Origin of the sequence: Micromonospora sp. NPDC048905, assembly GCF_040649655.1 — a bacterium.
Taxonomy (GTDB): Bacteria; Actinomycetota; Actinomycetes; order Mycobacteriales; family Micromonosporaceae; genus Micromonospora.
The window spans coordinates 649325-661075 of the sequence record NZ_JBEZFV010000002.1 but is presented as its reverse complement, the minus strand read 5'-3'; the positions used below and the strand labels follow the sequence as shown (position 1 = coordinate 661075).

The 11751-nt window shown below is 66.9% G+C and carries 6 protein-coding genes and 1 riboswitch; of the genes, 3 read left to right on the top strand and 3 right to left on the bottom strand.

The window, feature by feature from the left end; genetic code table 11:
• The first annotated feature begins 369 nt into the window (after positions 1-369).
• Positions 370-1062, top strand: a complete 693-nt coding sequence (locus AB0C01_RS07595; RefSeq protein ID WP_357570611.1) for a GIY-YIG nuclease family protein — start codon at positions 370-372, stop codon at positions 1060-1062.
• On the opposite strand, the gene AB0C01_RS07590 is transcribed toward AB0C01_RS07595, so the two are convergent.
• The 3 genes from AB0C01_RS07590 to pglX all read right to left on the bottom strand — a co-directional run bounded on the left by AB0C01_RS07590 (position 1022) and on the right by pglX (position 6727).
• Positions 1022-2008 carry a hypothetical protein gene (locus AB0C01_RS07590; RefSeq protein WP_357570610.1) on the bottom strand — a complete coding sequence of 329 codons (987 nt, stop codon included), beginning with the start codon at positions 2006-2008 and terminating at the stop codon, positions 1022-1024. The genes AB0C01_RS07595 and AB0C01_RS07590 overlap by 41 nt on opposite strands.
• A gap of 175 nt (positions 2009-2183) precedes the next feature.
• Complete coding sequence (locus AB0C01_RS07585) at positions 2184-2786, bottom strand: hypothetical protein (protein ID WP_357570609.1); 603 nt, start codon at positions 2784-2786, stop codon at positions 2184-2186.
• Positions 2787-2814: 28 nt separating this feature from the next.
• Positions 2815-2935: riboswitch (SAM riboswitch) on the bottom strand.
• 510 nt (positions 2936-3445) lie between these two features.
• Positions 3446-6727: a BREX-2 system adenine-specific DNA-methyltransferase PglX gene (gene pglX, locus AB0C01_RS07580; protein WP_357570608.1), complete on the bottom strand. Its 3282-nt coding sequence runs from the start codon at positions 6725-6727 to the stop codon at positions 3446-3448.
• A 165-nt stretch (positions 6728-6892) separates the two neighbouring features.
• Between pglX and AB0C01_RS07575 the strand changes: the two genes are divergently transcribed.
• Both AB0C01_RS07575 and pglW read left to right on the top strand, forming a co-directional pair.
• Entirely contained in the window at positions 6893-7096 is a 204-nt protein-coding gene (locus tag AB0C01_RS07575) for a hypothetical protein (RefSeq protein ID WP_204000645.1), read from the top strand.
• A gap of 435 nt (positions 7097-7531) precedes the next feature.
• Positions 7532-11749 (top strand): BREX system serine/threonine kinase PglW, encoded by a 4218-nt coding sequence (pglW, locus tag AB0C01_RS07570; protein ID WP_357570607.1) that lies wholly within the window; start codon positions 7532-7534, stop codon positions 11747-11749.
• Positions 11750-11751: the final 2 nt, after the last annotated feature.

Sequence of the window (11751 nt, the reverse complement as noted above, 5' to 3'; positions counted from 1 at the left end):
CCGCCGCCAGCGATCCGTCGTGCTGATCCATGGCGGTGAAACAGGGATGCCATTGTCACCCACCCCCGGCCCGGCGAGCCGGACGCGGGCCAGCACGTGGGCGATCGCCAGACCCGCCTCGCGGGTAGGGCCGGAGACCACGCAGAGGTCATCTTGCCCGCTCCGTTCCCTCGGCCTGTAGTCGCGTGTGTTCCTTCGCAGGCGGGCCGCCTTCCGCACGGGCTCCGGCTCGACGGCCAGCGAGTCGTGTTGGATACTCTTCCCGCTCATTCCGGCCGCTGCTGAGGTGGCCGGGATCGCCGCATCCGACGGCGTATGCAGCTACGGGAGGAGGGGGCGGTCGTGGCATCTCCAGTTCAAGACCACCGTGTGCAGGTCGTGCAGAAGTGGGGCTTCGGGATGGCCCCCGTGAAGCCCGAGGTTCAGCAGAAACGACGTCAGTCGGTAGCTGCCGTGCTGAGCTACCTGCAGAACGACCGGAGTGAGTCCAGCTCGTCACTGCTGGAGGCCCTGTCGGAAGTCAAGGGGCTCTACTCGCGCTGTCACAAGCAGGACCAGTGGGACTGGTTCACCGTGTGGCAACAGCTGGGTCGCCCTGGACGTAAGCGCTGCCTACAAGCTGGTGACGCCCTCAGTCGCCTACGCACCGCGATCAGGGATGGCGACGATGCCACCGCTGCGAAGCAGCTCACGCTCCTGATTGATGCGGACGTGCAGGTTCATCTGGCCGGACTCGTCGGGGAACAGCCGCGTGAAACACGAGGAGCTGGCTACATCTACGTGCTGTCGACTCGCGAGCAGCCGCGGGTGCTGAAGATTGGCTACACCGAGCGGACCGTCGAGGAGCGGGTGAGGGAGATCAACCGGGCGACAGGCGTTGTGATCCCGTATGGCGTGCGCGCTTTGTGGGTGGTCGCGGATGCTCCGTCGGTAGAGGCCGAGCTGCATGCTCGATTGGCGCCCTACCGGGTACGCAAGGACCGTGAGTTCTTCGACCTCGACTTCCGCGACGCGTCCGCCCTCATTCAGGGCTACATAGATGGTCTCCGACGCGAGGACTAAAGTGGTCGCCCGTGGAGCAGCTGTGGAGCAGCTGACGAAATGCGACACGTTCTTCCTTCAGGTCGACGGGCCGGCCCGCCAACTCAGCCAGGAGTTCCGGTAGGCGCAACGTCGTCAGGTGTGCGTAGCGGGCGCTGTAAACGCCGACGGCTTCGATAGCGAACTCGTCAGGGAAGTCCAGCAGTACGTAGCCGAGCAGCTGCATGATGGTCGGTGCTTCCAATGATGAGCGTCGCGTCCCATCGCGGTGCTTGCTGCCGAGGCCCGTCTTGAGTTCGAGCAGCAGGCCTGCGGCGATCAGGTCGGCGTCGGCGTTCATCAGCGATGATCCGGCGAAGGTCGGCCCGAGGGCCCACGCGCCATGCCGTGCCGACAGGGACGGCAGGAGGCTCCGCTCGGCGAAGGCGCGCAGAGTCTGGAGTTCGTCGAGCGCCGCGGGTGGGGCGAGCTCAAGTAGCTTCTCGGCGTTGATGGACCTTGGGGCCAGGGCCATCAACGGGGATCCGGGTGTGGGACCGACCCGGTACAGGTCGGTAAGGAGCGCCAGCGCCCAGCACGCCCGGGCAAGGAGTTGATGGTCGGCTTCGCTGCCTGCGGCCGGCCCGCTGAACCGGCAGGTCCCCACGCTGTCGCCGGTTTGGGAGTAATTCAGCGTGCGCGCCAGTTCGTGGACCGCATGCCGTAGCGGGGGAGTGCGCGCGCCGAGCAGTGCCAAACGCAGGTCCGGACTGGGATGCACCATGAAGCGCACCATCCAGTCGAACGCGGAGCCGATGGTGCCAGGGTTCGCCTGGCTCCCAGGCACGACAAGGGGGCCCACGGATTCCCGATACCGTGCCTGCAGGTCCTGCCAGCGGCCGAACCGCTCCTGAATGAACAATCTCGCTGGCGAGGCTCTGTTGCTCAAGGCCACGGTCAGCGCCGGCCAACCACTAATGATGGTCATGCTTCGACCACCGGGCACCGACGCCGCTGCCCGCCACTGTCCATCATGGTCGAATGCTATCGAACGGCGCGGCATCCGAGCTGCCCGTCGTCACCGGACCGTCGATGGGCGATGGCCAGCACGGCTGCTGTTGGCGAGATCGGGTACCACCAACAGCAGCCGGCTGGACTGGCGATCAACGAGCGGTGGACAGGAATTCGGTCTGGGCCTGCCGAAGGGTGCTGAGGTCGTTGGGTACGGGCATGACGCCGTAGCGGTCGAAGGCGTCTACGCTCGCTCCGAGCGAGGGCGGGCACCGTCGCTGCCACTCGGCCAACGGCACGGTTGGGCCGCCTGGGCGTAGTGGCTCGGCGAGCCGGTCGAACTCCACCTGCTGCCAGTCACGCAGCTCGTTGCCACGCCGCACGGAGGCCACCAGCGACGCGGCGACCTTGGTGGCCGTGGCCGTGTGCGGCTGGACCACGTCGCCGTTCATGATCGAGTGCCGGCCCAGCGGCAGTGCGGCGCGGTGGCCGTACCGCTCGCCGACGACCTGCGAGACGTGTCGGCAGGTTTCGCAGGCCAGCCACGACCACCGGGTTCGGGTGGTCACCGTGTCCCGGACACACAACAGGCACAGGTCGAGGTCACTGGAGATGTCCTGGCCCTGCCACTGCTGCTCCCACTCCGGCGTACGCGGCTGGCAGCGGCACCGCTGCTCGCGTGGGGCACCGTCGCGGAGGTGCCCGCAGGTCAGGCAGACCGCGAAAGCGGCAAGGTTCAGCTCTTCGGATGGCACCGTGAACTCGCTCTCCGGTGCCAGGAGGCACCCGCTCTTGCCGTACCGCTGCTTGCGGTCGGCCTGGTCTTCCCCCGGAGGCACCGTGCGCGGATGGCGCGGTTGCCGGGTCAGCAAGCCGGGAGGCTTGACGCTGACCACTCTTGACGCCCAGGAAGCATAGAGATCATCGAGGCCGGCAGCAACCCGCGGGGGAGACCTGAGCCGACGGCGGTGCGGAACCATCCGTCGGCGGCGAGTCGGAGCCGGGCGAGCAGGTCGGCGACTTCCCGGGTCAGCTCATGGTCTGGCCCGTAGACCACGCAGAGGTCGTCGTGCAGCGGTTGCAGCTCGTCCGCGGCCTCGGTGGCCTTGTCTTCGGAGACCAGCAGTATGCCGATGTTGAAACGTAGGTCGAGAGCCGTGGGGGAGACGTCGCCGGAGGCGGCGCGTACGTGCGTCAGTACCTGCCGGAACTGGCGCAGGGCTGTCCCCGAACCGGTAGACCCCCTCAGGCAGGCTGACCGTTGAACTGACGATCTACCTGACCCGCTCGACTGCACCCGCAGGATCGGGCAGATCGGTGCCGAGGGCCAGTACGTCAGTGAAGAGCCCAGTGGAGCCGGAAGGATCATCATGTGGATAGTTCTGGTAGTCAGACGGCCTGACTGAGCTATCGATCAGCTGTGCTTGCGGGGACGCCCGCGATTCGATTTCAGTGGACGCCAAGCGCGTAGATCCTCCTCGATGACATCCCACCGGACCATCAAGTCGTCTAGCAGGGTGCGGTGGCTCTCGTACTGCTGGTCGCTACACCATTGCTTTACCCACGGCAGCAACTCGAGCAGCCCGGCGAGCAGCGGAACGCCGTCCTCGCGGGTCGGCGCGGCCGACGCGAGGCTTGATAACACCATTGCCCGATCCTCGACGGGCCAGCCGGCCCACCCCACCATGGCGTCCTTGATGGCGCCTCCCGAGCGCGCATAGGACACGAACCGTTCGCCAGGCACGTCGTACTTGCCACGGTGTCGCCAGTAGCTCACCTTCAGGAAGTCGGCGCTGGTGTATTTCGGTGGTATCAGGGCCGGCTCAGTAAGACCCTGGTCCTGCTCCCGTTGTAGCCGCCACGTCTCCTCCCACTGAGCGCGCTTTGCGATGCCCGAGTCTCGGTAACGTAGGGCGGCGAGGTGGGGGACGACCTCGTCCGCGAACAGGTCTCTTACGACGTCGACCAGCGGTTGGCCTGGTGCGTACAGTTCAGCGGCCTGGATGAACGCCGGGTCCTCGCCCAGCAGCTCGGCTAGCTCCACCATTGTTCGCGGTCGTGCACGCCTTGCGCCGTCTGCGCTGTCGTACCAGAGCTCAGCCGTCTCGCACCTGTCGAGCAGCCAGGTCCGCACCGCTCCGGCCGCCATGGTGTCCCAGCCAGGGGAGGCCCATCGTCGTTTGAACTCCGGCCGTTCCAGGGTCCGCAGCCGCCTGTCCCGCTGCATCGCGTCGATGCGCCGCTCGACGACCTCACGGTAGGACGCCGGCCAGTGCGTGGGCAGATCGGTGGTCGGAAGAGCGCCGTGCCGCACAAACCAAGCAGTGTCTAGCTCGCCGACGACCATCTGTCGGGCCATGACGATCTCGAATGCTCGCTCGCCGAAGGCCAATGATGGAACGGCGGAGGCGGCGGCCACTAGGCCCTCTTCCTCGGTTACGCCATACCGGAGATAGACCTCCCAGTCCAGTTCCTCCTGCAGGGCCACCATGCGGGCGCGGATAGCTTCCCAGCGGGAACGAGCCGTGGAGAACCCTTCGCGGCTCGGGGACTGGTGGCTGAGGACCGCTGCGGGAGTGGCCTCAGACAGCTCCCGGGCGAGCCGGTCCAACTCATCGGCGTACGTGGTGCGCAGATTCTCGGGCAATGGGAGCTCGCGCAGCCGGGTTGCGGCGATCTCGTAGAAGGCGTCCCAGTGTTCGCCGGTGCCCGTCTGGTCGAGGCCCGGCCTGCCCTTGCTGTGGCTGCCCTGCTTCAGCCAGAAGCAGACTGAGGAACTGTTGAGCCATGCGGTCAGGTCGGTGCGGCGCTGCGCCGTGTCGGGAGGGAGCTCGATGATCGGCGCGGATTGCAGTGGCACCTCATCCCTGTGTAGGGCGGCGAAGTGGTTGTGGGTGGCAACCCATGAGTACGTGATCAGCCGGTCGTAGGTGCCCCTCCGACCGACGAACTGATGCCAGTCGTACCAAGGCCTTCCGCTCTTGTTGGCAGATCCCTCGAAACCGGATGGGCGGTTCCGCAGCACCAGACCGTACGGCCACAGCCGTCGTAGATGCGCGGGATGCTGTTCGATCGAGACGATGTCGCCCGATGAATCGTACGGGCAGAAAGCGTAGCGGTCGGCCTGGGCGTTCCAGTCCCGGACCTCGGAGCCGGAGATAACGCCCACGAGGGCGTCGTCAGCAGGAATTCCGAGCGTCGCGAACGTATGACGTGGTGCGGTGAAGATGTCGTCCGATCCCGTGTTAGCGAAGTATCCAATTCGCACCACATAGTCGTTCAGCCGACGTGACGCAGCGGCAATCCCCGCGAGGACCTCGGCCGCCTCATTTGTCGCAATCGTCAGCGGAAACGAGCGGAGTTGCTCTCGGCTGACGTAGCGAGATTCCGACCACGTGTCGGCGCGACCAGGATGCGCCGTCTGTCGCAGCAACGATCGCCAGACCGGCGCCCGAGCGGGATCGGACGGGACAGCCGGTTCGCCGCGCAGACCGGCCACGGTGATTACCGGCACCGCATCACGAGGCGGCTCATTGCGGCCGATCAATATCACAGTGGGCGTGCCGTGGCCTGGGATGAACGCGCCCGAAGTGTCGATGATGTGCGTGAGCGCGACCCGGTGCCCGAAGAACTCCTCGACGAGCCTTCGACCGAACTCGCGCTTCATGAACGAGTTGGATGTCAGTTGACCGACATGGCCACCGGGCCGAGCCAACTGGAAAAGCCTCTGCGAGAAGGGGATCGTGAGGGCGTACCTGCCGAGGCACGCGTCGTACCGGGCACGGTAGACCTCGTCGAGGACCTTGTCCCGCACAGTGATGTAGGGCGGGTTGCCTACCACCACGTCGTAGTCGCCGCCGAAGGGGTCCTCGACCAGCGAATCGGCGACGGCTACCGAGAATCGCCAGTCGAATCGGGCAACCTCGCTGAGCTTCGTGGCGCCACACGCGCGCACCGCAGCCATGAGCAGGCGGAACCGGGTGACAGCCACGGCGAAAGGGTTGAGATCCACCCCGTGCACGGAGCGCAGCGCACGACCGACCAGATCCTCGACAGCAACCGTGGGAGCGGCCCGCTGCCAGACGGAAAACAGCCGCGTGAATGCCGCCAGGACAAAAAGCCCCGACCCGCAGACCGGATCCATCAGGCGGAAGGCCTCATGCCCACGCTCCTGAAGGGCAGGTTCAAGCGTGAGGTCCAAGATGAACTCGGTGACGAAGGCAGGCGTCTGCACTAGGGCGTACTGCTTGCTAGCGCTCTCGTCGATGACCTGGTAGAGGTCGCCTAGGAAGCGGGTGTCCAAGTCCGCGGTGGCGAGGTCGTGGGCCATTCCGCCGTTCGCGTCGGGGCGGTTCCAGAAGGCGACCAGGTCGCCGGCCATCTGGTCCGAGACCGGCAGGTCGAAGATCATGTTCTGACCGCGGTCGAACAGCCCGGTCCCCGGATCGACGGCCGCGAAGGACTCGAACCGGGAGAGGAGCCACGGCAGCTGCTGGTCCGGAGCCGCAGGTGCCGACTGTCGATCGATCAGGCGGTTGTCCTCCGCGAACCGCACGAACAGAGTGCCGAGCACCCACCCGACCGCTGCTTGGTCGACATGCTCGTCCGAGACGTCGCTGGCCCCGGACGTGTGTAGGTCCTCTTGGACAAGCCGCACGAGCCGGCGCAGTTGGGTGGATAGCTCCCCGGTCGACACGCTGAGACCCACCTCCCGAATATTCGCATCGTGTTAGAACACTGCTACTCTACCCCCACAGCTTCCCCTCCGTCGCACGCCACTCGCCTTCGACAGGCACGGACGTGCACCGGTGCCCGACAAGCATCCGGGAACAGCCGGAGGCCACGAAAGGACGGATCGGCAATGACTCCTCCGACGCGCCCCCTCTGGCTCGCGGTGATCATCGTCTTCAGCCTCATGGTGGGCGCGGCCGCCGGACTGCTGACGGGGATGAGCTCGCGAGATCCGGTCGCCGGGATCTTCACCGGGGCCGCCGGCTTCACCGGCACCGTGCTCCTCCTGCTGGCGATAGCGGCATTCCTCACTTCCTCGCCCGACCGGTCCTGAAATTTCGGATCCGCAGCCTGAGTCGCCCGCGAGCCGCTGGACCATGCCGGTCCAGCCGCGCTCGCACCGTAGGCCCTTCGCGGATGTGCTGAGGCGCTCGGCACTGGATTCGGACGCGCCCCGCTCCGCAGGCCACGTCCGCAATTGGCCCGTACCCGCCAACACCATCTGAATTCGAGTACCCGGCTCCGCCACCCGAGCAGGCTCTACGTCTTCGAAAGAGCGGCTTGAGCCGGCCAGCCCGGCCGTCAACACCCCATCTGTCTTGAAGCCTCTGACCAATCAGCCAACGCGATTCCCGCGGATGTACATCTCCCTCGTAGGGCGGCAACTTGCGGAGCGGAGACGATGGCCACCCGCTACTGACCGGGTATGCTCCTGCGGCCCGGGGCAGTAGGTTCGGGGACGAACCAGGCGCGGTGCGGAGGGTGAACGGTGGCAGAGGCTGGGCAGGACCGCTGGATCGAGGTCTCGCCCTCGCAGTTTCCGCACGAAGCCGATGGGTTGGCACTGGTCCGCGCGATCATGCCCGACGAGACGCCGTTTCGCGCCTGGTCGAACTTCGAGTTCCGCGATTCGCGGGGTCGATGGCACGAGGTAGACCTACTTTTGCTCGGTCGCAAACAGCTCCACCTCATCGAGCTCAAGTACTACTCTGGCACCCTCCGCGGCGATGATCAGCGTTGGGCCCGCGACGGTCGGCGCCCCGAAGATTCTCCGCTCAAGCTGACCCGGCGCAAAGCGCAGTTTTTTGCGAGCAAGCTGAAGGACGAGCTGCGTCTGTGGGCGCAGGAGCAGAACGTTCAGATTCCCGACGAGCGAGACGTCATCCCGTTCGTGCAGGAGGCGGTGTTCCTGCACCACCCCGACCTGCGCTGCGTTCTCAGTTCATCCAGCGCTATCAACCTCTACGGCCTGGATGACCACAGCTCCCGAAGCAACCTGGCCGAAATATCTGAACTGGTTCTCGAACCTGCGGGGCGGCGGGCGATCGGCCCGAACCAGGAACACATCCTGGTTAAGCTGCTTGAACGCATCGGCCTTGTGCAACGCCGGGAGCGTGAGGCGGGGTCCTGGGTCATTGAGGATCAGGCCATCGACTCTGACGAGGGCTGGCAGGACTGGCTCGCCTACCACCGGGTGGTCCAGCAGGACCGTGCCCGGATCCGGTTCCGAGTCCTCCCACCGGCCGCCGGCCAGCAGGAGCGGGCGTCGGCCCGGCAGATCGCGGAGCATGAGTTCCGCATCATGTCCCGGTTGCAGCACGACGGGCTGCTGCGCCCGCGTGACTTGGTCGAATCCGAACTCGGCATCGGGCTCGTCTACCCCTATGACCAGCAGTGGCAGCGCCTCGACCTATGGCTGGCCGGCCAGGATCAGGGTGTGCCGCTGGCAACGCAGTTGTCGATGATTCGCCAAATCGGCGAGGCACTGCAGTACGCCCACAACAACCGAGTCGTACACCGTGGGCTGATGCCGCCCGCGGTCTGGGTGCGTCCGGTTCCCGGCACCCAGAGCGACGTCAAGGTGCGGGTCGGTGATTGGCAGGGCGCCGGCAGCGTCCAGAACGGCTCGGCCGCCAACTCTTCCCTCCACGGGGTGACCTCGCTGGTCGACGCCGCCCTCGCGAATCACGGACCGGGAGCGGCCGAGGTGTTCAGCGCCCCTGAAGGGGCGTGGAGCGCAGACGCCGACCGCATCCGGCTCGATGTTTTCGGCCTGGGGACACTCGCCTTCTACCTGATCACGGGGAAGGCGCCGGCACCCACCCGGAGCGCTCTCAAGCAACGACTGCGTGACCAGCACGGCCTTGACCTGGCGATCGAGCTGCCTCAGGTCCCGTCGACGTTGCGATCGCTCGTCCTCAAAGCAACTGATCCGGCGCCCAGCCGGCGGACGGCCGACGTCGCGACTTTCCTGTCGCAGCTCGCCGCAGCCGAGCGCGACTCCGCGACCTCAAGCGAGGAGACCGATCCGCTCGAGGCGACATCCGGAACGGTCCTCGATGGACGCTTCCGGCTGATCCGGCGCCTCGGGCAGGGCTCGACCGCTGTGGGTCTGCTCGTGCAGGATCTGCACATCGACGGAAACGGCGAGTGTGTCCTGAAAGTGGCCCTCGACGACACCGCCGCGACCCGGCTCGACGATGAGGCGGAGGTGCTGCGTCGGCTCGACGCCCCCCGCATCGTGAAAGTTCTCGAAGGACCGATCGTCGTCGGCGGCCGGCGTGCCCTTCTACTCGAAAGTGCCGGTCCGGAGACTCTCACGACCGCGCTGCGGGCGCGTACCCGCCTGTCGATCGACCTGCTTGAACGATACGGGACGGACCTGCTTGACAGCCTGGTCACGCTGGACAAGGCCGGGATCGACCACCGAGACATCAAACCTTCCAACCTGGGTGTACGGGAAAGCCGCAGCGACCGCACCAAGCATCTGATCCTCTTCGACTTCTCGCTGACCCGGGCCGCGGCCTCTGCTCTCCAGGCCGGCACCCCGCCGTACCTCGACCCGTTCCTGACCGGCACACGGGACCGGTACGACTCGGCCGCGGAACGTTATGCCGCCGCCGTGGTTCTCTTCGAGATGGCGACCGGCAGCACGCCCGTGTACGGGGACGGCGAAGGCGACCCGGGGAGCATCCAGGACGAGGCGACCATTCGGCCGGAGATGTTCGACACCACGCTGGCTGGCGACTTGGTCGACTTCTTCCGCAAGGCGCTGGCCAGCGATGCCAGCGCGCGGCACCACACCGCGGAAGGAATGCGGGCCGCGTGGCTGACGATCTTCGCGCGGGACGCCACGACCGAGCCGGACGAGTCCTACGACGAGCTGGCAGCCCAAGCCGTACTGACCACGCCGCTGCGTGACTCCGGGCTGACTGCTCGCGCCTTGTCGGCGCTGGAACCCTATGCCGTCCAAACGGTCGGCGAGCTGCTGACCGTTGACCCGGTGCAGCTGTCCCGCCTACAGGGCGTCGCGAACGCTACTCGTTTGCAGATCACCTCGCGTATCAAGGAGTGGCGCGCCCGGCTCGGGGCTGAGATCCGCACGACCGAACGTGATGGCCCGGAGCTGACTCCCACCGACGCCGCCGATCTCTTGCTCCGCGTTGTCGCCACGCCTCGCTCACCGTCACGCGGCGGAGTCGTCCGCCTGATCTTGGGTTTCGACACGGCACTCGATGCCTTTGCGACACACGCTCAGCTCGGAGCGAACCTCGACGAGCCGGTGCAACAGTCGCGCATCACGACGCTGCTCGGAAACCTGCAAGAGCGGTGGGCCGGGGACCATGATGCGCGGGCGCTGCTCGACCGCTTGGCCGAGGCCGTCTCGATCCGACTCACCGAACTCGGCTCGGTCGCGACGGTCGCCGAGTTGACTCGTACGGTGGTCGAAACGCTGCGGCCCGGTGCGCATCCGGACGAGCGGCTCGCTCGTGGCCTGCTTCGCTTCGCGTTGGAACGTCGTAAGGCGATGAACAAGGCCGACGGCTCGCAGCCGCCCGTCTGGGTACGTCGGCGCGGGCGAGTGGTCACGCTGCTGGCTGAGGATCAGGCGCTGTGCGATGTCGCTGAGTCACTCGCAACGGAAGCGGATCAACTGGTCAACGCGACCGGCGACGCCGCGAACGCGGTCATTCCGGCCCAACGCGCGCAGGCACGCCTCGAAGCGGCTGTCCCCACCGAAAGCGGCTGGCCGGCGGCTCTCGCCGACCCGTTGCGCCGGGTGACTCTGGCCGCCGCAGCATCGACCATCGCGGCTGCCTCAGGCGCTGGCGACCTGCACCACCGGGATTTCACCGCCGTCGCGGCCTTGGCCCAGACATTCGCGGACTTCGGCGGGCAGCAGCTCACCCCGGATGAGATCCGCGAACGAGTACGGGTCCGGTTTCCCGCAGCGCCGGAACTGCCACGGAGGCCGGCGCTCGACAGCCTGATCACGGATGCTGGCCTCGGCTTGACCTTCGACGACCGGCTGCGGGTCTACCGGGCCCTCCACACGGGCGCTGCGACGACCGGGCTGGATTCCCGGCCGGCGACCAGTCTCGCGACGACCACCTCCCCAGTGGGCACCACGGGCGCACTGGGTGCCAGGCTGGAAACCTCGATCGGCAGCCGCTCGTTCCTCGCGCTCGGCGCCCGCGCCGATCGTCTTGGTCGGCTGATCGATGCGGCCCAGGCCCGGTACGGGGCGACGACGGTCGACCTGACCGGAGCGTTGCTGGACGCGCTGCGCTCGGTGTCCGAGGCCGCCAACATGCCTTGGGATCTGGTGCGTGCCGCTGACGCCGAACGGGAGTCGAGTCGCCCCCGACGCGGTTTGGAAGAGCTGGTCCGCCGATCCTGGCCCGAGGTCGAGGCCGCCGTCGAGCGGGCGCTCACCGCGGGACGTGAGGACTCGCCCGTGCTGCTCACGGATGCCTCACCGCTCGCCCGCTACGACAACATGGCGCTGCTCACCCGCTGGACCGACCTAGCCGCCCCGCGCCGCAGGGCGGTCTGGCTGCTCGTGCCACAGCTCAACGGCAACCACGGCCCTGTGGTCGACGGCCGGCCGGTCCCGCTCGCCGCACCCAACCAATTCGTCAACCTCGACAACGAGTGGATCGACAGCACAGCTGCTCTGAGCGCAGCCACCCATAAGGAGCAGTAGGA